14 protein-coding genes and 3 pseudogenes are annotated in these 21,737 nt (G+C 73.6%); 9 read left to right on the forward strand and 8 right to left on the reverse strand.

The genetic code is table 11. The features are described 5' to 3' along the window. Positions 1-13: 13 nt before the first annotated feature. The 5 genes from ABEB00_RS02325 to ABEB00_RS02345 form a co-directional block, all read right to left on the reverse strand. Positions 14-1,099, reverse strand: a complete 1,086-nt coding sequence (locus ABEB00_RS02325) for a glycosyl hydrolase (protein ID WP_345617096.1) — start codon at positions 1,097-1,099, stop codon at positions 14-16. Next, the gene (locus ABEB00_RS02330) at positions 1,096-1,614 is read right to left on the reverse strand and encodes a hypothetical protein (protein WP_345617097.1); all 519 of its coding nucleotides are present in this window, start codon (positions 1,612-1,614) and stop codon (positions 1,096-1,098) included. The genes ABEB00_RS02325 and ABEB00_RS02330 overlap by 4 nt, the downstream gene beginning before the upstream one ends. Then, the gene (locus ABEB00_RS02335) at positions 1,611-3,683 is read right to left on the reverse strand and encodes a glycosyltransferase (protein WP_345617098.1); all 2,073 of its coding nucleotides are present in this window, start codon (positions 3,681-3,683) and stop codon (positions 1,611-1,613) included. The genes ABEB00_RS02330 and ABEB00_RS02335 overlap by 4 nt, the downstream gene beginning before the upstream one ends. Positions 3,684-3,728: 45 nt before the next feature. Continuing rightward, complete coding sequence (locus ABEB00_RS02340) at positions 3,729-6,119, reverse strand: lipopolysaccharide biosynthesis protein (protein ID WP_345617227.1); 2,391 nt, start codon at positions 6,117-6,119, stop codon at positions 3,729-3,731. Positions 6,120-6,378: 259 nt separating this feature from the next. Next, entirely contained in the window at positions 6,379-7,584 is a 1,206-nt protein-coding gene (locus ABEB00_RS02345; protein ID WP_345617228.1) for a DegT/DnrJ/EryC1/StrS family aminotransferase, read from the reverse strand. A 354-nt stretch (positions 7,585-7,938) separates the two neighbouring features. Between ABEB00_RS02345 and fahA the strand changes: the two genes are divergently transcribed. The 8 genes and pseudogenes from fahA to ABEB00_RS02385 all read left to right on the forward strand — a co-directional run bounded on the left by fahA (position 7,939) and on the right by ABEB00_RS02385 (position 15,808). Further along, the gene (fahA, locus tag ABEB00_RS02350) at positions 7,939-9,150 is read left to right on the forward strand and encodes a fumarylacetoacetase (RefSeq protein ID WP_345617099.1); all 1,212 of its coding nucleotides are present in this window, start codon (positions 7,939-7,941) and stop codon (positions 9,148-9,150) included. 304 nt (positions 9,151-9,454) lie between these two features. Continuing rightward, positions 9,455-10,393: a M56 family metallopeptidase gene (locus ABEB00_RS02355; RefSeq protein ID WP_345617101.1), complete on the forward strand. Its 939-nt coding sequence runs from the start codon at positions 9,455-9,457 to the stop codon at positions 10,391-10,393. A 237-nt stretch (positions 10,394-10,630) separates the two neighbouring features. Beyond that, positions 10,631-11,419, forward strand: coding sequence for a GntR family transcriptional regulator (locus ABEB00_RS02360; protein WP_345617103.1), 789 nt, complete (start codon positions 10,631-10,633; stop codon positions 11,417-11,419). Between the two features lie 78 nt (positions 11,420-11,497). Further along, positions 11,498-11,725: a 4Fe-4S dicluster domain-containing protein gene (locus tag ABEB00_RS02365; RefSeq protein WP_010986276.1), complete on the forward strand. Its 228-nt coding sequence runs from the start codon at positions 11,498-11,500 to the stop codon at positions 11,723-11,725. A 51-nt stretch (positions 11,726-11,776) separates the two neighbouring features. Continuing rightward, positions 11,777-12,010 (forward strand): annotated as a pseudogene (locus ABEB00_RS02370) (ABC transporter substrate-binding protein); the annotation flags it as partial. Continuing rightward, positions 11,999-12,301: pseudogene (locus ABEB00_RS02375) on the forward strand (ABC transporter permease); the annotation flags it as partial. The pseudogenes ABEB00_RS02370 and ABEB00_RS02375, both read left to right, overlap by 12 nt. Beyond that, positions 12,276-13,067, forward strand: a complete 792-nt coding sequence (locus ABEB00_RS02380) for an ABC transporter ATP-binding protein (protein ID WP_345617104.1) — start codon at positions 12,276-12,278, stop codon at positions 13,065-13,067. The pseudogene ABEB00_RS02375 and the gene ABEB00_RS02380, both read left to right, overlap by 26 nt. Positions 13,068-13,078: 11 nt before the next feature. Further along, positions 13,079-15,808 carry a fumarate reductase/succinate dehydrogenase flavoprotein subunit gene (locus ABEB00_RS02385; protein WP_425586417.1) on the forward strand — a complete coding sequence of 910 codons (2,730 nt, stop codon included), beginning with the start codon at positions 13,079-13,081 and terminating at the stop codon, positions 15,806-15,808. 30 nt (positions 15,809-15,838) lie between these two features. On the opposite strand, the gene recQ is transcribed toward ABEB00_RS02385, so the two are convergent. Further along, positions 15,839-17,938: a DNA helicase RecQ gene (gene recQ, locus ABEB00_RS02390; protein ID WP_345617105.1), complete on the reverse strand. Its 2,100-nt coding sequence runs from the start codon at positions 17,936-17,938 to the stop codon at positions 15,839-15,841. Positions 17,939-18,152: 214 nt separating this feature from the next. On the opposite strand from recQ, the pseudogene ABEB00_RS02395 reads away from it, so the two are divergent. Then, a pseudogene (locus tag ABEB00_RS02395) lies at positions 18,153-18,312 on the forward strand (Uma2 family endonuclease); the annotation flags it as partial. Positions 18,313-18,473: 161 nt separating this feature from the next. Here ABEB00_RS02395 and nuoN read toward each other — a convergent pair. Then, entirely contained in the window at positions 18,474-20,132 is a 1,659-nt protein-coding gene (gene nuoN / locus ABEB00_RS02400; RefSeq protein ID WP_345617106.1) for an NADH-quinone oxidoreductase subunit NuoN, read from the reverse strand. Further along, on the reverse strand, positions 20,129-21,736 hold the full coding sequence (locus tag ABEB00_RS02405; protein ID WP_345617107.1) for an NADH-quinone oxidoreductase subunit M: 1,608 nt from the start codon (positions 21,734-21,736) through the stop codon (positions 20,129-20,131). The genes nuoN and ABEB00_RS02405 overlap by 4 nt, the downstream gene beginning before the upstream one ends. Position 21,737 lies beyond the last annotated feature (1 nt).

The raw sequence follows: 21,737 nt of genomic DNA on the forward strand, positions 1-21,737 counted from the left end.
TCCCCGCCGACGGTCAGCTCAGCGGCTGGTTGAGGTACGGGTCGGAGACCGCCTCGCGCAGGGTGCGCCACGCCGCGTCGCCCGCGACCGCCAGGTCGCAGTGCGGCCCCGGGTCCCGGTAGTTCCACTGGAGCGCGGCCTTGACGCCGTCCAGATCCTTGAGCACCCGGGGCACCTCCGCGTACCAGTCCGCCTGCCTCTTGGGCCGGTCCGGATCGGAGGCGCTGCCGAACTCCGAGAGCATCAGCGGCTTGTCGTCGGAGAGGTGGGTGCGGACCCACTCGTGGGTGGCGGTCTGGGTCTGCGCGAAGCTCAGCCAGTCCGCCTGGTGGCAGCGGTAGTAGTTGTACTGGTTGTAGGCGATCCAGTCGACGCGGTCGTCCCCCGGATACATCCGCTCGAACAGGTCGGCGTGGTCCAGGTAACCGGTGATGATCCAGGTCCACACCACGTTGTCCACGCCCAGCGCGCGGAAGCGGTCCTGGAGGTGGCGGTAGGCGCGGACGTACTCCTCGGGGGTGCCGGAGGCCGGTGTGCGGGTGTCCATCTCCAGGTCGAAGGAGAGGAACACCTTCTTGCCGGTGCGCTCGCCGTACTCCTTGACCCGCCGCGCCTGGACGTCGATCACCGAGTCGTCCAGCTCGCCGTCGGCGAGCTGCCTCCAGGTCGGCTGCTGCCGCTTCGTACCGCCCCACCACTTGCTCTCCCAGGAGAGCAGCAGCATCCGGTCCGCACCGACGCGCTGCTCCTGCTCGGTCAGCAACTGGCCCTCCAGCCGGGTCTCCGTGACCGCGGACATGTCGTGGTACGTGTACACGAGGTCGAGCTTGCGGCCGACGTGCTTCTCGTAGGCGTGGACCTTCTCGGCCAGGTCCGCCTTGTCGTGCGGCACGAAGGCCCCGAACCAGGCGCCGCAGGGCGGTTCGAGGAGGGCGGTCGGCCGGCAGTCCCCGCCCTGGCCGGAGGGGTCCGCGCCGGAGTCCTCGTCCGGGCCGACGGCGTTGCGCAGGGCGAGCACGGCCAGCAGGACCGCGCAGGTGACGGCGGCGGTGGTGAGCATCAGGCGGCGTCGGCTGCGGGGCGGGCGGGGCACTGTCACTGGGCGGAACCCTTCGGTGTCCTCGGTGGACTCGGTGTCCTTGGTGTATGCCGTGTCCTTGGTGTACGCCGTGTCCTCGGTGTACGCCGTGTCCTCGGTGGACTCGGGGTCCTGCGCTTCGGGGAGGCGGGCAGGGGCGGGCAGAACGCGGCGAGCGTGGTCAGCAGGGTGAGGATCAGCAGTACGCGCTCACCGCTGAAGGCGTGGGTGGCGATGAGGACGGTCGCGACGAGCAGCACCACGCCGATGCTTCCCAGGACGGCCAGCATCGCCCGTTCCAGCAGGTCGGACTCGCTGTCGAAGGCGGCGTCCCGGCGCTCGACGGGCCCCTGCGCGGGGCGCGCCGCGAGTGCCGGTCCGCAGATTCTGACCAGGGCGGCACCCGGCCCCACGGCGAGGAAGAGGGCGACCGCCGCACCGCGCGGCGGGGAACCGCCGGGCAGGGCGAGGGCGGCCAGCGCCAGCCAGCCGCCGAAGGCGGGCAGCGTACGGATCATGAGGACCCGCGGTGTCATGGGCTCGCTCCCTTGCCTCGGCTCGCCGGTTCCAGGACGTAGAGCACCCCGGCGTCGTTCTCCGCGACCAGCCGGAACCGCGGTGACGCGGCCACCGAGCCGGCGATGCGGTCCAGTTGCGCCTTGTCGAGCTGGCCGTTCATCTCGGAGTTGGCCACCTGTCCCTGGGTGAGCAGGAAATAGGCGCGGGCGGGTTCCGCCACGGCGCTCATGTCACCGGCGAGCGTGGTGGCCGGGCTGCGCACGATCCGGTCGACGTGGCTGCGCCCGTCGTCCAGGAACCAGTAGTGGTCGACCCTCCAGTAGGACTCGTGGGCGAGGGGGTAGTTGCGGTTGGCGGCGACGACGAGCGAGCCGTCGGGGGCCTGGTCGAAGAGCTGCCGGACCAGGGCCACCTCCGCGGGCGGGAAGTAGTTGATCCGGTCCTTGCCGGAGTAGGCCGGCACGAACGCGAGCGTGCCGGCGAGCAGCGCGGGCAGCGGGAGCCAGCCGCCGAGGCCGAGCCGGGGCAGGGAGAACCGACTGCGCCGGACGGGGGCGGTGGCGGAGGTGGCGGAGGTGGCAGCGGGGGTGGTGCCGGGGGTGGCGGAGGTGGCGGGAGGGGCCGTGCCGGGGGCGGCGGGGCGTCGTTTCGGCGCTTCCCGTGCGGCGAGGTCCGCGGCCAGGGTGCGTACCTTCGGCAGCAGCGCGGCGCCGGCGAAGAAGGCCGCCCCGGGGAACATGAACAGCAGCACCCGGAAGATCATCTCGCTGCCGTAGCTGCTGGCCACGAACATGGGCAGGGGGGCCGCGGCGATCAGCAGCAGCGGCATCGCCCGGTACCGCAGCACCGGCTGGCGCAGCACGCCCAGCGCGGCGAGCAGCAGGACCGACCCGGAGAGCAGCCGGGCCGCCCAGGACGTGGCGATCGCTCCGGTGCCGGTGGGGGTGGCCCCGTACCCGGTCTCGACGTTGGCGCCGATGTCGCCGACGGAGCGGATCATCTCCGGCATCGCGGCCGACAGGAACGGCAGCGCCGCCGTGGCGCACCAGGCCACGAAGATGACGACCGTCGTCACCGCCGGCACCCAGTCGCGGTAGCGGCGGGCCAGGCACAGGGCCGCCAGCGAGACGGCCAGCATGCCGGGGGTGAGCTGGTGCGAGACGACGATGGCGGCGACCAGCAGGGTCAGCAGCCCCGTCCAGACGGCGGTACTCCGCCGGCCGCGCCGCCCGCGCGTGTCGCCGTACCGGCGCAGGACGACGGCGAGGATTCCCAGGTGCAGCGCGTAGGCGACGGACTGCGGGGAGAAGTAGTCCTGGCCCACCCAGTTGGCCGCGTAGAAGAGCCAGACGGCGGTCCAGATCAGCCGTCGGTCGGTGCTGAAGGTGCGGTAGATCAGGAGGAGCGGGAGGAGCAGCAGCAGGCTGGAGAGCAGGGGCCACCACGCCATGTACCTCGTGGTGTCGGCCACGCCGATGAGCCGTACCAGCGCGGCCTGGGCGGCGAAGAAGCCCGGCCACTGGTCGTAGACGGCCATGTCGCCGAGCTGGGTCTCGCTCTGGAGTCGGCCCGCGGTCAGCAGGTGGTCGATGACCGCGTCGTGCTTCCACGCCCAGGCGTACAGCGGGGTGGGGTAGAGCAGGGCCTGGGTGGCCCGTTCCATCAGCAGGAGTCCGAGGACGTGGGCGAGGGACCAGCCCTGCGCCCGGCGCGGGTTGCGGACGGTGCACCAAAAGCCCGTGGTGAGAACGGCGAGCCCGGCCCAGAAGGCCGGGTGCAGGGCGCTGACCAGGCCGAAGTCATCGAGCCGGGAGACGTCGGTGTGGGTTAGGGCATAGGCCCACAGGGCGAGGGCGAGCAACAGGGGCAGCGCCGGCCAGGCGTCCGCGACACGCCGCCGGGGCCGGGACCGGGCGCCCGTTTCCGGGGCGGAGCCGGTGGCGTCCGGCGCGTGCGGTGTTTCCGGTCCGGGCGTGGGCGCGGGCGCGGACTCCGGCGCGGGCGCGGACTCCGGCGCGGGCGCGGACTCCGGCGCGGGCGCGGGCTCCGGTGCGGATGTCTCCCGTGGAGTTGCTGGCGGACGCACGGCTGTTCCCCCCTGGCGGTTCGGCTCTGTGCCGCTCGGTGTTGCTCAGTCCCTGGATCTGTCGTGCGGTCTGGGGCGGCGGTCGTCGGAAGGTTCGGGCGGTGGCGGTGGCGGTGGTGGTGGCGGCTGTGGCGGTGGCGGCTGTGGCGGTGGCGGTGGCTGCGGTGGTGCCGGTTCCGGGGCCCGTGTCGGTTCCGGGCGGCGGCGCAGCGACAGGAGCAGGGTGGCCAGGGTGAGCAGCAGGAACAGGGGCGGCGCGACCGGCGCGAGCGCCTGCCGCCACACCCAGCCGCCCACCGCGGCGAGGTACAGCGCTCCCCAGCGTCCCGGCCACGGCAGCCGGTCACCCGCGTGCGCGAGCAGCAGCCACAGCGGCACGAGACAGAGCAGCAGCAGGACCGGTGGCACCCAGCGCAGCAAGGGCTCGGGGCCGTTGAGCCCCGCCGCCCGCGCGAGGACTGCGGCCGTCTTCGAGTAGAACGCCCCGCCCACCGGCGGGGGTTCCCGGCCGAGGGCGACCGGCGCGGCGTACAGCGCGAGCATCGCGGCGCCGAGCGCGGCGCCGGGCAGCCACGGTTCGGGGCGCTCGCACAGGGTCACCGCCGCCGCGAACACCACCAGCAGCACCGCGCCCGCGATGAGCGAGGCCAGGGGAAGTTCCGCCAGCAGCTCGCGTCCGGTGAGCGCCGCCGCCCGGGGCCCCCGGTCCAGCCACGGCAGCCCGCTCAGCGCCGCCGCCGTCCAGAAGGCGGCCGCGGCGATCGTGAGCAGCGCCCACAGGGTGCCCCGGAGCCACCGCTCCCGGGGCTCTTCCACCTCCCCGGCGCTGTGGACACCGCCCTCGGTGTCCTCCGTGCCCGGCGCGCCCGACTCGCGCTGCCCGCCGGCCCGTCGCGGACGGACGATCACGGCGAGGGTGTCGGCCTCAAGTGCCTCCCGTTCGTAACCGGGCCGCCCGATGAAGAGCGCGACGGTGTCCTCCCGGCCCTCCTCCGACGCCCTGCCCGGACGCTCGTTCTCGTACGCGGCCCGGCGGGCCCAGTGGGTGCCGTACCCGGCGGTGGCGTTCAGCCGCGCCCAGCGGGTGCCGAAGTCGGCGCTCCCGGACGCGGCCTCCGGGCCCCCGCCGCTCTTCCCCGAGCCGGCCTTTCGGCCCGGCCACCGAGGCGTCCGCCACCCCGGCCCCCGAAGCGCCCGCCGTCCCGGCCCCCGCCCCCGCCGCCCCCGGCCGGGAGCGGCGGTGCCGTGCAGGGCCGCGCGCAGGCCCGGTACGCAGCCGGCGGCGACCACCGTCATGCCCAGCAGGACGGCCCAGCCGGCGCCCGCGATCCCGGCCGGGGTGAACAGCAGCGTCGCGCTGCCGAGCACCAGGGCGCACATGGCGCCCTGGACCGCGGCGAGCACCCCCGTGCGCCCCTGGACCCGCAGTACCCCGATGTACAGCTCCACGGCGATCCGCGGCAGGGCGCCGAGCGCGAGCAGCCGCAGCACCGTGGAACCGTGCTGCGCGTAGTCGTCGTCGAACGGCGCGAGGATCTGCGGGGCGAAGACGACGAGGAACGCCACCACCGGCACCAGCAGCAGCGTCATGCGGCGCAGCGCCCCGCGGACGCCGTCGGCGAGGCGGCGCGGGTCGTGGGAGGCGTGCGCGGTGAGCGAGGAGGCCATGTTGATGGCCATGAACTCCATCGTGCCGCCGACGGTGTAGGCCACGTAGAAGTAGCCGTTCTCGGCGGCGGTGAAGCGGACGGCGACCATCACCGGCAGCAGGTTGATCATCGCCAGGCTGAACAGCGCGCCTAGCGAGTCACCGGCCAGGAAGCGTCCCATCTCCCGGGTGCCGGGCGGCTCCAGGTCGCGGTCGGCGGCGGCCTGGCGCGGGATCAGCCTGCGGAAGATCAGCCAGCCGAGCGGCAGGGTGGAGAAGGCGATCGCCACGGCCCAGGAGACGAAGATGCCGAGTACCGGCAGCGTGGTGGCGAACAGGGCGAGCAGGATGAGCTTGCCGACCGAGAAGACCGCGTTCCCGGCCGGTACCCACTCGGTCTTGCGCAGCCCGGTCAGCACCCCGTCCTGGAGGGTGAGCAGCGCCCAGGCCACACATGCCGCGACGAACAGCGCGGACGTCGCGGGGGCGCCCAGCGGGGCGTAGGAGTCGCCCCACCGGTCGAGGGTGAGCAGGAAGACGCCGGCGGCCAGCGCGACCACCACCGAACTGGCCGCGTAGGCGCGCCGCACCAGGCTGCCCGTGGCCCGGCCGGCGCGGGGCACGAAGCGGACGACGGCGCCGATCATCGTCGTCGCCGTGATGCTGGCGAGCAGCCGCATGGCGGCGATCGCGGCGGAGCCCTGGCCGACCGCCTCCTCCGAGTAGTAGCGGGCGGCCACCAGCCAGAAACCCAGTCCGAGCACCGCGGAGACGCCGGTGCTGAGCATGAGGAAGTAGGCGTTCTTGAACAGCGAGTCGGAGCCGGGTCCGCCCTCGGCCGTCCGGCCGTCACCACGCCCGCCCGCACCACCACCCTCACCACCACCCCCGCCCGCGCCTCCGCCCGTGCCCCCGCCCGTGCCTCCGCCCGCGGACGACGTCACCGTCGCCGTCGCCTCTCCCTCGGGCTGGCTGTCCGCCTGCGTGTCCGCCTGTGTGTCGGTGTGCGTGTCCGCCTGCGTGTCGGCGTGTGTGTCGGCGTGCGTGTCAGCCACGGGACGGATTCGGTCCTTCCGGTGACGGCCCCGGCCGGGCGGGGCGCCGCGGCGCCTCGGCCGGCCGTACTCCGGCCTCCTCCAGGGCCTCGATCGCCGGGCGCGCCCGCAGCGGGTCGACGGGCAGCGCGTGCCGCGCGAACCAGCGTGCCGCCTCGGGGGCGGGCGAGAGGTCGGTGAACCGCGCGCCCGCGTAGTCGTCCAGCGGCGGGTCGTACAGGTATCCGACGACGATGCCGCGCCGCACCAGGGCGGCGGCCGCCGCGTCCCGGTCCGCGACGAGCAGCGGCACCCGGAACAGCGGCTGCGCCTGCGCCCGGCCCGGCGGCCCGCCCGCGTGTCCCGGCTCCGCCCAGCGCGTCGACAGCAGCAGTTCCGTCCCCGCGCGGCAGGCGGTGAGCACCTCGTCGAGCCGGTCGAGCGCGCGGCCGACGCGGGCGAGCCGGAACCGTCCGCCGCGCAGGCGGTAGTCGTGCATGTCGACGCGGACCCAGGGGTCGTACGCCTTGAGGCCGGGGGCGGCGGCCGCGCGGGCCAGTTCCCGCGGCCGCAGCGGCATCCGGATCCCCTCGCGCTCCGCAAGACCCAGCAGCCGCAGCGTCGCCCAGGCGGCCCGCCGCAGGCCCAGTCTCCGTACGGCCGCCTCGGCGTACGGCCGGACCGCGTAGCCGAGTTCGGCGGTCGCCCGGCGCGGGGACAGCAGCTCCTCGCGGGCCTCCTCCAGCACGTCCCGCAGGCCGGGGTCGGCCACCGTCAGGATGCCGCCGGCCCGGGCGCCGACGTGTTTGGACAGGCTGAAGACGGAGGCGTCGCCCCACGCTCCGACCGGCCGGCCGCCGACCTCGCTGCCGATGGCGTGCGCCGCGTCCTCGATCAGCGGGATGCCCGACGCGTCACATCTGGCGCGCAGTTCGGGTGCCGGGTCGGGGTTCCCGTACAGGTTCGTCGTCAGGACGGCGGAGAGCGTGCCCCACACCTCCTCGGGCACGGCATCGATGTCGAGGGACGCGTCGCGCGGGTTCAGCGGTGCCTGCACCGGGCGCAGCCCGGCCGCCAGGACGACGAAGAAGATGACGTCGTCGTTGACCGGCGACATCAGCACCCGTCCGCCCGGCGGGCACCAGTGCCGCAGGGCCACGTACAGGCCGAAACGGCAGGACGGTACGTACACGCAGTCCCGGCCGAGTCGCTCGCGCATGATCCGCGCGGGCCGCTCCGCCCACGCCTCGGACCGCGCCGGACCCGGACCGGCCTCCCCAATGGCCATCCGCCCCCCTGAGGTGCCGTCGGAACGTCCCCTCCCCGAGACCTCCCGGCACCCGCCCAGAGTCTCCCTGTTCGCACCGCTCCGTCAAGATTGCGGCCCGGCCGGTGGACGACTTCCCGCGCACGGACGGACGCGGAGCGCCACCGCGGGCACGCCGCGCCCGGCGCCGCCCGGCGCTCTGCCCAACGGCGGGGCGACGGCCGTAACGTGTGGTCGGGCCACGTCACTCGTGGCCCGAGCGGCGCACCGCCGCGCACGGCGAGTACGAGAGCGAGGCAGCACCCGATGCCCCCCTTCGACGCCCCCGAGGGCGACCCCTTCGGCCCGCACAATCTCCCGTACGGCGTGTTCTCGACCCCCGGTTCGCAGGAGCGGACCGTGGGCGTCCGGCTGGGCGACCACGTCCTCGACGCCGGCGCGGCGGCCCACGCGCTCGGTTCGCCGTACGCCTCCCTGCTGGCGCGGCCGACCCTCAACCCGCTGCTGGCGGCCGGCCGCACGGCCTGGTCGGACGTGCGGCGCGCGCTGACCGCCTGGGTGACCGTCCCCTCCCACCGCGAGACCCTCGAACCCCTGTTCCATCCGCTGTCTTCGGTGACCCTGCACCTGCCCTTCGAGGTCGCCGACTACGTGGATTTCTACGCCTCGGAGAACCACGCCCGGAACGTCGGACGGATCTTCCGCCCGGACGCCGCGGACTCCCTGACCCCGAACTGGAAACATCTGCCGATCGGTTACCACGGCCGCGCCGGCACGGTGGTGGTGTCGGGCACGGACGTCGTACGTCCCTCGGGGCAGCGCAAGGCGCCCACCGACCCGGCGCCCCTCTTCGGGCCGTCGGTGCGGCTGGACATCGAGGCCGAGGTCGGTTTCGTCGTCGGGGTGCCGTCCACGCGGGGCCGCCCGGTGCGGCTCGCGGACTGGCGCGAGCACGTCTTCGGGGTCTGCCTGCTCAACGACTGGTCCGCGCGGGACGTCCAGGCGTGGGAGTACGTCCCCCTCGGCCCGTTCCTCGGCAAGTCCTTCGCCACCTCCGTCTCGGCCTGGATCACGCCGCTGGACGCCCTGGAGGAGGCGCGGACCGCGCCGCCGGAGCGGACCCACGCCCTGCTGCCGTACCTCGACGACACGGGTGACGAGCCGGGCGGTTACGACCTGCGGATCTCCGTCGCCCTCAACGGCCACGTCGTCTCCGAGCCGCCGTTCTCCACCATGTACTGGACCGCCGCGCAGCAGTTGGCGCACCTCACCGTCAACGGCGCCTCCCTGCGCACCGGCGACCTGTACGGCTCGGGCACGGTGAGCGGTCCGGCGGACCATCAGCGGGGCTCCCTGCTGGAGCTGACCTGGAACGGCCGCGATCCGCTCGAACTCCCCGACGGCAAGCGGACGTTCCTGGAGGACGGCGACGTGGTGACCCTGTCGGCATGGGCCCCCGGCCCGGACGGCACGCGAGTGGGCCTCGGGGAGGTGACGGGGCGGGTGGTCGGGGGGTGATCTGGGAGGGGGGCGGGCTCGATCCGGGCGGCGGGCGGGCGGCTGGGGTGATCCGGGCGGGGAGCTGGGGGTGATCCGGGCGGGGAGCTGGGGGTGGCCGGAGGGGGTGTGCCGTAGCCGACGGTCTCCGGCACCTGACTCGCGCCGCCCGTCCCCGTCATACTGGCGGCGGGCGGTGTGCGCGGTGCGCTCACGCTCCCGCCGCCCCGCACAACCCGCACGCCTTGCACAACCCGCACGCCTTGCAAGCCCCGCACGCCCCCGAGCCGAGCCGCCCGTCCGACCAGGAACCGGAGCCCGAGGCATGACCGTAAGTCTGCTTCTGCTGTGCGTCGTCGCCCTGACCGCCGCCGTGCCGGTCCCCCGCACGCTGACCCGCGCCGCCTGGCCGGAACGGGACCCGGTGGTCGCGCTGTGGGTGTGGCAGTGCCTGGTCGCCACGGTCCTGCTGTGCTGTCTGACGGCCCTCGCCCTGGGCGCCGCCGCCGTCTTCGGCACCGTCCGCGCCCAGCTCTTCGCCCCGGCACCGCCCGCGGTGACCGCGGCGTACAACCTCTCCGCCGGACCGGCCTGGGCGGCGGTCCTCACCCTGCTGCTGGCCTGCGGGGCCGCCTGGACGACCGCCATGCTCGGCCGCGAGCTGGTCGAGGCGCGGCGCCGGCGCGCCCAGGCCCGCTCGCACCTCCGGGAGCGCGCCCCCGACCTGCCCGCCGGCCTGCCGGCCGCCCGCGGTCCGCTGCTGGTGCTGGAGGACGAGTACCCGGACGCCTGGTGGATGCCCGGCAGCCCGCCGCAGCTCATCGTCACCACCGGGGCGCTGCAACGGCTCACCGACCACCAGGTCGACGCCGTCCTGACCCATGAACGCGGCCACGCCCGGGCCCACCACGACTGGCTGCTGCACCTGTCCACGGCCCTGGCCACCGGCTTCCCCCGCCTCCCCCTCTTCACCCACTTCTGCGACCAGACCCACCGCCTGGTGGAACTCGCCGCCGACGACACCGCCTCCCGCCGCTGCGGCCACCTCACCACGGCACTGGCGCTGATCGAGCTGAACCAGCACCGGGGCGTGCTCTCCTGCGCGTCCAGCCACCGCCTCCTCGGCGAGCGCGTCGACCGTCTGCTGGCGCCCCGGCCGCGCCTGGACCGCCGCCACCGGGCGCTCACCACGGCGACCGCCGCGCTGGTCCCCCTGCTGCCCCTGCTGATCACCTTCGCCCCAGGGCTGACCGCCCTGTCCTGACGGCGCCGGCGACGGCCGCCGACGCCTGCTACGACGGCAGCGACAGCGACAGCACCTGTGCGGGTGCTGGCGCGCATGCGGGTGCCGGTACCGGTACCGGTACCGGTACCGCCGAGGTGGCGGATGCCCCCGGCACCATGGACAGAACCGCAGGTCCACGGTGCGCACGGGGCCGCTCCCGGTGGCGCAACACTTCGGCAACACCACTTTCCCTACCGCAAAGCTAGGGTTCCCGGCATGCCACCCACCGACCGCATCCGCGACCACGCAGGCCAGGGGGCGACCACCGTCGCCGCCCACCGCGCGCGGCGCCGGCTGCGTGCCGACCGGGCCCGGCAACTCGCCGATCTGCTCCGCCACCAACTGCTCACCGACGCGTTCCCCGGCGGCGCGCTGCCGCACGAGGACGTCCTCGCCGCCGACTACCGGGCCTCCCGCAACACCGTGCGCCAGGCGCTCGACCTGCTGCGCGCCGAGGGCCTGGTGGCCCGCCAGCCCGGCGTCGGCACCGTAATCGTGGGCCGCAAGTACCCGCACGGCCTCGACCGGCTGATGGGGCTCGCGGAGACCCTCCACGAACACGGCCGGGTCACCAACGAGGTCCGCACCACGGTCCCCGTCCCGGCCCCCGCTCCGGTCGCGGAACGCCTGCGCGTGCCGCCCGGCGCCGACGTCCTCTACATCGAGCGGCTGCGCCGACTGAACGGCCTGCCCCTCTCCCTCGACCTGACCTACGTACCGCTCGACATCGGCACCCACCTGCTCGGCGCCGACCTGGAGAACACCGACGTCTTCCGCCTCCTGGAGTCCGTCACCGGCGGACCGCTCGGCCACGCCGAGATCACCCTGGAGGCGGTCACCGCGGACGCCCACTCCGCCGCCGTGCTCCAAGCCCCGCGCGGCACCGCCGTCCTCATGCTGGAACGGCTCACCCACCTCGCCGACGGCCGCCCCGTCGACCTGGAGTTCATCCGCTTCCGCGGCGACCGCATCGCGATGAGCGGCCTGCTGCACCGCTCCCTGTGACCAGCCCGCCCGAACCCCTTCCGTACCAGCCCTTCCCGCCCGACCCCTTCCCGTCCGCGCATCTTCCTGGAGACAGCCATGCCCTTGGCGCCCCAGCGGGCCGACGTGCCCGTGACCATCGACGAGTCGAAGTGCATCGACGGCTGCACGCTCTGCGTGGACATGTGCCCGCTCGACTCCCTCGCCATCGACGAGAGCAACGGCAAGGCGTACATGCACGTCGACGAGTGCTGGTACTGCGGCCCGTGCGCGGCCCGCTGCCCCACCGGGGCGGTCACGGTCAACATGCCCTACCTGCTGCGGTGAGAGGCGCGAACTCCCATGACCTCCTTGTCCCCCAGGCCGTCCGCGGCCCCCGTGAAACGCGCGGCGCTCGCCGCCGGCGCCCTCGTCCTGCTGCTCCCGCTGGCCGCCTGCGGCGGTGACGCCGGGGCCGGGAACGGCTCCACGGTCACCGTGACCGTCGGCTACCAGTCCAAGACCATCAACACGGTCACCGCCGGCACCCTGCTGCGCTCCCTCGGCTCCTTCGAGAAGCGGTTGAACGCCCTCCACGACGGCCGTACCTACAAGGTCGTCTGGCAGGACTACACGGTCGTCGACTACCCGGGGGTCTTCGTCGGCATGGCCACCATCGGTGTCCTCGGCCGGCTCACCTCCACCGCCGTGGAACTCCTCGGCCGCCGCCTGACCCGCTGGCTCCCCCGCACCTCCTACGTTCCCGGCCCCCGCCCCCGCCCGGGCAAACCCGCCCGCACGGCCGCCGGCGCCCCCACCACCGCGCCCGCGGCCGACGCCGCCGCCGGCGCCCGGCACACCACCCCCGGTCCCGGTCCCGCTTCCGAGGAGGCACGCGATGAGCAGCACCTCGTCCGCGACTGAGGCCCGTACGGCGGCCGGACCACCGGCGGCGCCGCACGGCACCCGGCTCCACCTGCGCGCCGCCGCCCTCGGCCGCCCGGACGCCACCGCCCTCACCGGCGTGGACGTCGACGTCCGGCCCGGTGAGATCCTCACCGTCGTCGGCCCCTCCGGCTGCGGCAAGTCCACCCTGCTGCGCACGCTGGCCGGGCTGCTGTCCCCGCTGGCGGGCACGGCGGAGCAGGACGGGCGGCCGATCGAAGGACCGGGCGCCGACCGCGCGCTGGTCTTCCAGGAGGACGCGCTGCTGCCCTGGCGCACCCTGCGCGCCAACGTCGAACTCCCCCTCGCCATCCGGGGCGTGGCCCGCGCCGCCCGGCGGACGCAGGCGACGGCCTGGCTGGAGCGGGTCGGACTCGCCGCGCAGGCCCGGCAGTTGCCGCACCGGGTCTCCGGCGGACAGCGCCAGCGCGCCCAGCTCGCCCGCGCCCTGGCCGGACGCCCCCGCGCCGTCCTGATGGACGAACCCTTCGGCGCCCTCGACGCCCAGACCCGGGCCGGCATGCAGGACCTGCTGGTCGAGGTGTTGCACGGCACGGGCGCGACCGTCGTCTTCGTCACCCACGACGTGGACGAGGCGCTCTTCCTCGGCGACCGCGTCGCCCTCCTCGGCGGCGGCCGGCTGACCGCCGTACGGGACGTGCCCCGGCCCCGTTGCCGCGCGGCGCACGACGATCCGACGCGCCTGGCGCTGCGGCGCGACGTCCTCACTTCCCTCGGTACCTGAAAGGCCCTGTCGTGGAGATCCCCGCCCTCACCGATGCCGAAGAACTCTCCTGCGACGTCCTCGTCATCGGCGGCGGCACCGCCGGCACCATGGCCGCGCTGACCGCCGCCGAGCAGGGCGCCGATGTGCTGCTGCTGGAGAAGGCCCACGTCCGGCACTCCGGCGCGCTCGCCATGGGCATGGACGGCGTCAACAACGCGGTGATCCCGGGCCGCGCCGAACCCGACGACTACGTCGCGGAGATCACCCGCGCCAACGACGGCATCGTCGACCAGTCCACCGTCCGCCAGACCGCCACCCGCGGCTTCTCCATGGTGCGGCGGCTGGAGTCGTACGGGGTGAAGTTCGAGAAGGACGAGCACGGCGAGTACGCCGTCCGCCAGGTCCACCGCTCCGGTTCGTACGTCCTGCCGATGCCGGAGGGCAAGGACGTCAAGAAGGTCCTCTACCGGCAGTTGCGGCGGCGCGAGATGCGGGAGCGGATCCGCATCGAGAACCGGGTGATGCCGGTCCGGGTCCTGACGGCAGGCGGCCGGGCGGTGGGCGCGGCGGGCTTCCACACCCGCACCGGACGGTTCGTGACCGTCCGCGCGGGCGCGGTGATCCTGGCGACCGGCGCCTGCGGCCGGCTCGGCCTGCCCGCCTCCGGCTACCTGTACGGCACCTACGAGAACCCCACCAACGCGGGTGACGGCTACGCCATGGCCTACCACGCGGGCGCCGAACTGACCGGCATCGAGTGCTTCCAGATCAACCCGCTGATCAAGGACTACAACGGCCCCGCCTGCGCCTACGTCGCCAACCCCTTCGGCGGCTACCAGGTCAACCGGCACGGCGAACGGTTCGTCGACTCCGACTACTGGTCGGGCCAGATGATGGCCGAGTTCGCGGCCGAGGTCGCCGGGGACCGCGGTCCGGTGTACCTGAAGCTCAGCCACCTCCCGGAGGAGTCCGTCTCGGCCCTGGAGTCGATCCTGCACTCCACCGAGCGCCCCACCCGGGGGACCTTCCACGCGGGCCGCGGCCACGACTACCGCACCCACGACGTGGAGATGCACATCTCCGAGATCGGCCTGTGCGGCGGCCACTCCGCCTCGGGCGTACGGGTGGACGACCACGCCCGCACCACCGTGCCCCGCCTGTACGCCGCCGGTGACCTGGCCTGTGTGCCGCACAACTACATGATCGGCGCGTTCGTCTTCGGTGACCTCGCGGGCGCCGACGCCGCCCAGTACTCCGCGTACGAGGGCGAGCTGCCCCACGACCAGCTCCGCGAGGCGCACGGACTGGTCTACCGCCCGCTGCGCCACCCGGACGGCCCGCCGCAGCCCCAGGTCGAGTACAAACTGCGCCGCTTCGTGAACGACTACGTGGCCCCGCCGAAGTCCGGCGCGCGGCTGTCGCTCGCCCTGGAGTCCTTCGAGCGGATGCGCGCGGACATCGCCGCGATGGGCGCGCGCACCCCGCACGAGCTGATGCGCTGCGCCGAGGTCGACTTCATCCGCGACTGCGCGGAGATGGCCGCCCGGGCCTCGCTGGCCCGCACCGAGTCCCGCTGGGGCCTCTACCACGACCGTCTCGACCATCCCGAGCGCGACGACGTGTCCTGGTTCCACCACCTCGATCTGCACAAGTCCCCCTCCGGTGCGATGGAGTTCACGGCCCGTCCCGTGGCTCCCTATCTGGTCGAGGTCGACGAGTTCACGCCGACCGGCGGTCCCTCCCGGCACCTCGGCGAGGTGCACGCGGAGCAGGTCGCGACGGCCGGTGCCCGCGAGCTGGCACCGCTCGCCGCCGGGCCGGGGCCCGGTCCCGTCGGGGTGGACGGCCCTCGGCTCACCGCGGGCCCCGTCGCCGCCGTCTCGCCCCGCCTGCTGGAACTCCTCTCGCTGGCCGAGAACGGTCCCGAACTGGCCGCGCTCGCCCCCTACCTGTCGGACCCCGAGCCCGCCGTGCGGCGCACCGCGGTGACCGTCCTCACCGAGACCGTGCCCGCCGGCACCGGTCCGGCGCTCGCCGCCGCCCTGTCGGACCCGGCCGGCGAGGTGCGGGCCGCCGCCGCGGCCTCCCTGCGGGAACTCGCCGACACGCTGACGCCCGGACCGGAACTGGGCGACCCCCTGCACCGGGCGCTCTCCCAGGCCGATCCCGTCGTCCGTGCCACCGCCCTGGACCTGCTGCGCATCCTGCGGCTGGGCAGCGCCGGCACCTTCGCCGCCGCCCTCGCCGACTCCGACCCGGCGGTCCGGATCGAGGCCGTGCGCGCCCTGGTCTCGCTGGACGCGGCCGAGGCGCTCGCGGCGGCCACCGCGGACCCGTCCCGGGAGGTCCGGGTCGCCGTGGCCAAGGCGCTGGGCACGCTGCGGGCGGGGCCGTCGGCCGGCACCGGCCTCGACCTGCTCACCGAGGACTCCGACGCGCTGGTCCGCGGCGCGGCCCTCGCGGCCCTCGCGGAGACGGGCTGCCCGGGCCGGTGGGCGGCACGGGCCCTCGCCGCACTGGCCGACCCGGTCTGGCAGGTCCGCTCCGGCGCGGCCACCGCGCTGTCGGCCGCCGCCCCCGGCACCGCGGTCCCGGCCCTGGCCAAGACCCTGGCCGACCCGAACGCCGATGTCCGCAAGGCGGCCGTCCTGGCCCTGACCCGGCACACGGCGACCACACCGGACGCCCGGGCGGCGCTGGCCACGGCCACCGGCGACACCGACGCCGACGTCAGGGCGTACGCGACCCGCGCCCTGTGACGCCCGGGGCCGTACCGGGTGCCGGGGCGGTCATATCCAGTCGTCGGGCTCCGGCTCGGTCTCGTGCTCGGGCCAGTCGTCCGGCCCCAGAGCAGAACGGGAACCGGCATCCGGTGCGGAGGCGGGTGGTGTAGCGGCGGGTCGTGCGGAGGCGGCAGGTGTGGAGGCGGGTGACGCGGGCGCGGCCGCCGGGGTGTTCGCGGCGACCGGGGGGATCGCGGTCCCGGCGGGCGGCTCGCCCAGCCCGGCGAGCACCTCCAGCACCCCCTCGCCGTACGTCGTCAGCTTCTTCTCGCCGACCCCGCTGATGCCACCGAGCTGCCCCATCGAGGTCGGCCACACCGTGGCGATCTCCCGGAGCGTGGCGTCATGGAAGATCACGTACGCGGGGACGCCCTGTTCCCTGGCCTGTTCCGCGCGCCAGGCGCGCAGCGCCTCGAAGGCGGGCTGCAGTTCCGCCGGCAGTTCGGCCGCGGCCGCCCTGGCCTTGCGCTCGCCTCGTCCGCCGCCGGACGCGCGGGCCGCCGCGGCCGGCTTCTTCGGTTCCTTGCGCAGCGGCACCTCCCGCTCCCGCCGCAGCACGGTTGCGCTGTCGTCGGTCAGCACGAGGGTGCCGTACTCCCCCTCGACCGCGAGCAGCCCCTGCGCCAGCAACTGCCGCACGACACCGCGCCACTCGGCCTCGGCCAGATCCTCGCCGATGCCGAACACCGAGAGCTGGTCGTGGTCGAACTGGATCACCTTGGCGGACCGCTTGCCCAGCAGGATGTCGATGATCTGGCCCGCACCGAACTTCTGCCCGCGCTCCCGCTTCAGCCGCACGACGGTCGAGAGCACCTTCTGGGCGGCGACCGTGCCGTCCCAGGTCTCGGGAGTGGTCAGGCAGGTGTCGCAGTTGCCGCAGCCGGGCCGGTCGGGGTCCTGGCCGAAGTAGGCGAGGAGCTGACCGCGCCGGCACCGGACGGTCTCGCACAGCGCGAGCATCGCGTCCAGGTGGGACTGGGCCCGGCGCCGGAACGCCTCGTCGCCCTCACCGGACTGGATCAGCTTGCGCTGCTGTATGACGTCGTTGAGGCCGTAGGCCATCCAGGCCGTCGACGGCAGCCCGTCGCGTCCGGCCCGGCCGGTCTCCTGGTAGTAACCCTCGACCGACTTGGGCAGGTCGAGGTGGGCGACGAACCGCACGTCCGGCTTGTCGATGCCCATGCCGAAGGCGATGGTCGCCACGACCACCAGGCCGTCCTCGCGCAGGAACCTCGACTGGTGCGCCGCGCGGGTGCCCGCGTCCAGACCCGCGTGGTACGGCACCGCCCGCACGCCGTTGCGGGAGAGGAACTCGGCCGTCTTGTCGACCGAGTTGCGGGACAGGCAGTAGACGATGCCCGCGTCGCCGGCGTGCTCCTCGCGCAGGAAGTTCAGGAGCTGCTTCTTGGGGTCGGTCTTCGAGACGATCCGGTACTGGATGTTGGGCCGGTCGAAGCTGGCGACGAAGTGCCGCGCCGCCGGCATGTGCAGCCGCTCGGTGATCTCCTGGTGGGTCGCGTGCGTGGCCGTCGCCGTGAGCGCGAGGCGGGGGACGTCCGGCCAGCGCTCGCCGAGCAGGGAGAGCGAGAGGTAGTCGGGCCGGAAGTCGTGGCCCCACTGCGAGACGCAGTGCGCCTCGTCGATCGCGAAGACCGCGATCTTTCCCCGGGAGAGCAGGTCGAGGGTGTTCTCCAGGCGGAGCCGCTCGGGCGCCAGGTACAGCAGGTCCAGCTCGCCGGCGAGGTACTCGGCCTCCACCGTGCGCCGCTCGTCGAAGTCCTGCGTCGAGTTCATGAACCCGGCGCGCACGCCGAGTGCCCGCAGCGCGTCCACCTGGTCCTGCATCAGTGCGATCAGCGGCGAGACCACGATGCCCGTGCCGGGCCGCACCAGCGAGGGGATCTGGTAGCACAGCGACTTGCCGCCGCCGGTCGGCATGAGCACGACGGCGTCCCCGCCCGCCACCACGTGCTCGATGACCGCTTCCTGCTCGCCGCGGAAAGCCTCGTACCCGAAGACCCGGCGCAGCACGGCCAGCGCCTCGCTGTCCACCGCCGCTGTCCCCGTCGTCCCTGTCATCTCGCCGATCACGCCCGTCCCGCCCATCGTCCTCGCCCCCGTACGTCCTGCCCTGTCTGTCCTGTCCCGACCACTGCCTCAACGATAGGGGTCCGCACCGACAGCCTCCGAGTTATCCACAGGTCTCCCGGCCGGGCCCGGCGTCGGAACACGAAAGCCGTTCACACGTTCGAGGGAAGCCGGTCCGTTTTCGGCGGGCAGTCCGCCCGCACCCGCGAGACTCCGTCCCATGGGAGCACTGATGAGCGTCACACCGAAGGCGTCCACCTCCGCCTGGCCGACCCCGCCGGAAGGCGGCTGGACCGCCGACGGCCTGGACCGCCTCCCGGCTCTTCCTCCGCACACGGAACTGATCGACGGCAGTCTCGTCTTCGCGAATCCGCAGACCCTCTTCCACACCAGCGTGGGCATCTTCCGGGAGCGCATGAAGGTGAGCGCCCCGTTCCCGCTGGACCTGGACCTCACCCATCAGGCCACGCCGCGGCGGCGCATAGCCCGGTGCGGGTGAGCGGCCCGGCACCCCCCAAGGTGTGCCGGGCCGCTCCGTCTCGTGGGCGCCTCGTCAGCGGACGAAGACCCCCGCCTGGCCGGCCAGGTCCAGGAAGTACTGCGGTGCCACACCCAGGACCAGCGTGACGGCCACGCCGACCCCGATCGCCGTCATCGTCAGCGGCGACGGCACGGCGACCGTCGGGCCCTCCGGCCGGGGCTCGCTGAAGAACATCAGCACGATCACCCGGATGTAGAAGAACGCGGCGATCGCCGAGGAGATCACGCCGATCACGACCAGCGGCGCCGCGCCCCCTTCCGCCGCCGCCTTGAACACGGCGAACTTGCCCGTGAAGCCCGAGGTCAGCGGGATGCCCGCGAAGGCCAGCAGGAACACCGCGAACACCGCCGCCACCAGTGGCGACCTGCGGCCGAGCCCCGCCCACTTCGACAGGTGCGTCGCCTCGCCGCCCGGGTCGCGGACCAGTGTGACGACCGCGAACGCGCCGATCGTGACGAAGGAGTACGCCGCCAGGTAGAAGAGGACCGAGGAGACGCCCTCCGGTGTGGTCGCGATGACACCGGCGAGGATGAACCCGGCGTGGGCGATCGACGAGTACGCCAGCAGCCGCTTGATGTCGGTCTGCGTGATCGCGACGATCGCGCCGCCCAGCATGGTGACGATCGCCACGCCCCACATCACCGGCCGCCAGTCCCAGCGCAGGCCGGGCAGGACGACGTAGAGCAGGCGCAGCAGCGCGCCGAAGGCCGCCACCTTGGTCGCCGCCGCCATGAAGCCGGTCACCGGCGTCGGCGCGCCCTGGTACACGTCCGGCGTCCACATGTGGAACGGCACCGCGCCCACCTTGAAGAGCAGCCCCATGACGATCAGCGCGCCGCCGACCAGCAGCAGCGCGTCGTTGCCCATGGTGTCGGCGAGCGCCGGGGTGACCTCCCGCGCCGATCCGTCCACGACCTGCGCGATCGTCCCGTAGGACATCGAGCCCGCGTAGCCGTAGAGCAGGGCGATGCCGAACAGGGTGAACGCGGAGGCGAACGCCCCGAGCAGGAAGTACTTGACCGCGGCCTCCTGCGACATCAGCCGCTTGCGGCGGGCGAGCGCGCACAGCAGGTACAGCGGGAGGGAGAGGACCTCCAGCGCGACGAAGAGCGTCAGCAGGTCGTTGGCGGCCGGGAAGACCAGCATGCCGGAGACGGCGAAGAGCAGCAGCGGGAAGACCTCGGTGGTGGCGAATCCGGCCCGCACCGCCTTCTGCTCGCTCTCGCTGCCCGGCACGGACGCGGCCTGCGCGGCGAAGGAGTCCACGCGGTTGCCGTGCGCCTCCGGGTCGAGCCGCCGCTCCGCGAAGGTGAAGAGGCCGACCAGGGCGGCCAGCAGGATCGTGCCCTGGAGGAACAGGGCCGGTCCGTCGACGGCGATGGCGCCCATCGCGGCGATGCCCGCCTTGGTGGTGCCGTAGCCGTCGGCGGCGAGCGCGACGACCGCGGCGAAGCCGGCCGTGAGCGCCACCGTCGAGACGAACATCTGCGCGTAGTAGCGCGATCGGCGCGGGACGAACGCCTCGACCAGCACCCCGATGACCGCCGCGCCGAGCACGATCAGGGTGGGCGCGAGCTGCCCGTACTCGATCTTCGGCGCGTCGATCTCGGCGATCGGTTCGGCGGCACTCGCCGCCGTTGTCCACAGGCTGTGGACGGCTGCTGCGCTCACTTGGCCGCCTCCGCCTCGGGCTGGGGGTCCTTCTCATGGACGTCGGACATGGTCTGTTTGACGGCCGGGTCGATGATGTCCGTGACCGGCTTCGGGTAGACGCCCAGGAAGACCAGGAGCACGATCAGCGGCGTGACCACCACCAGTTCACGTACCCGCAGGTCCGGCATCGCGGCGACCTCCGGTCTCACCGGGCCGGTCATCGTCCGCTGGTACAGGACGAGGGTGTACAGCGCGGCCAGCACGATGCCGAAGGTCGCGATGATCCCGACCACCGGATAGCGCGTGAACGTGCCGACCAGGACCAGGAACTCGCTGACGAAGGGCGCCAGGCCCGGCAGCGACAGGGTCGCGAGGCCACCGATCAGGAAGGTGCCGGCGAGGACCGGGGCGACCTTCTGCACTCCGCCGTAGTCGGCGATGAGCCGCGAGCCGCGCCGCGAGATGAGGAAGCCGGCGACCAGCATCAGCGCGGCGGTGGAGATGCCGTGGTTGACCATGTAGAGCGTCGCGCCGGACTGGCCCTGGCTGGTCATCGCGAAGATGCCCATGACGATGAAGCCGAAGTGCGAGATCGACGCGTACGCCACCAGCCGCTTGATGTCCCGCTGGCCGACCGCGAGCAGCGCCCCGTAGATGATGCTGATCAGCGCCAGTACGAGGATCACCGGTGTCGCCCACTTGCTCGCCTCCGGGAAGAGCTGGAGGCAGAAGCGGAGCATCGCGAAGGTTCCCACCTTGTCGACCACCGCCGTGATCAGCACGGCGACCGGGGTGGTGGACTCCTGCATGGCGTTGGGCAGCCAGGTGTGCAGCGGCCACAGCGGCGCCTTCACCGCGAAGGCGAAGAAGAAGCCGAGGAACAGCCAGCGTTCGGTGTTCGTCGCCATGTCGAGCGAGCCGTCGGCCCGCGCCGCGGCGATCTCCGCGAGCGAGAAGTTGCCGGCGACCACGTACAGGCCGATCACCGCGGCCAGCATGATCAGTCCGCCGGCGAGGTTGTAGAGGAGGAACTTCACGGCGGCGTACGACCGCTGGGTGGCGGCCGTCCGCTCGGCCTCCGTCGCGGTGGCGGCGGTTCGGTACGCGCCGTGGGCCCGGTCGCCGAAGCCGCCGATGAGGAAGTACATCGGGATGAGCATGGCTTCGAAGAAGATGTAGAAGAGGAAGACGTCGGTGGCCTCGAAGGAGATGATCACCATCGCCTCGACGGCCAGGATCAGGGCGAAGAAGCCCTGCGTCGGCCGCCACCGGCTGCTGCCGGTCTCCAGCGGGTCGGCGTCGTGCCACCCGGCCAGCACGATGAACGGGATCAGCAGGGCGGTGAGCGCGATCAGCGCCACCGCGATGCCGTCTACGCCCAGTTCGTAGCGGACGCCGAAGTCGGCGATCCAGGAGTGCGACTCGGTGAGCTGGTAACGGTCGCCGTCCGGGTCGAATCGGACCAGGACGATGAGCGCCAGGACGAGCGTGGCCAGCGAGAACAGCAGCGCGAGCCATTTGGCCGCGGTGCGTTTCGCGGCCGGCACGGCGGCCGTGGCGACGGCCCCGAGGGCCGGGAGCGCCGCCGTCGCCGTCAGCAGGGGAAAGGTCGATTCGGACATT

Source organism: Streptomyces ziwulingensis, assembly GCF_039542605.1.
Lineage (GTDB): Bacteria > Actinomycetota > Actinomycetes > Streptomycetales > Streptomycetaceae > Streptomyces > Streptomyces ziwulingensis.

What these genes read in the sequence shown, in the direction of transcription:
- ABEB00_RS02340 (WP_345617227.1), bottom strand. Translation starts at nt 6,119, where the DNA reads ATGCTCAGCACCGGCGTCTCCGCGGTGCTCGGACTGGGTTTCTGGCTG.
- ABEB00_RS02405 (WP_345617107.1), bottom strand. Translation starts at nt 21,736, where the DNA reads ATGTCCGAATCGACCTTTCCCCTGCTGACGGCGACGGCGGCGCTCCCG.
- ABEB00_RS02360 (WP_345617103.1), top strand. Translation starts at nt 10,631, where the DNA reads ATGCCACCCACCGACCGCATCCGCGACCACGCAGGCCAGGGGGCGACC.
- ABEB00_RS02330 (WP_345617097.1), bottom strand. Translation starts at nt 1,614, where the DNA reads ATGACACCGCGGGTCCTCATGATCCGTACGCTGCCCGCCTTCGGCGGC.
- fahA (WP_345617099.1), top strand. Translation starts at nt 7,939, where the DNA reads ATGCCCCCCTTCGACGCCCCCGAGGGCGACCCCTTCGGCCCGCACAAT.
- ABEB00_RS02355 (WP_345617101.1), top strand. Translation starts at nt 9,455, where the DNA reads ATGACCGTAAGTCTGCTTCTGCTGTGCGTCGTCGCCCTGACCGCCGCC.
- ABEB00_RS02365 (WP_010986276.1), top strand. Translation starts at nt 11,498, where the DNA reads ATGCCCTTGGCGCCCCAGCGGGCCGACGTGCCCGTGACCATCGACGAG.
- ABEB00_RS02380 (WP_345617104.1), top strand. Translation starts at nt 12,276, where the DNA reads ATGAGCAGCACCTCGTCCGCGACTGAGGCCCGTACGGCGGCCGGACCA.
- recQ (WP_345617105.1), bottom strand. Translation starts at nt 17,938, where the DNA reads ATGGGCGGGACGGGCGTGATCGGCGAGATGACAGGGACGACGGGGACA.
- ABEB00_RS02345 (WP_345617228.1), bottom strand. Translation starts at nt 7,584, where the DNA reads ATGCGCGAGCGACTCGGCCGGGACTGCGTGTACGTACCGTCCTGCCGT.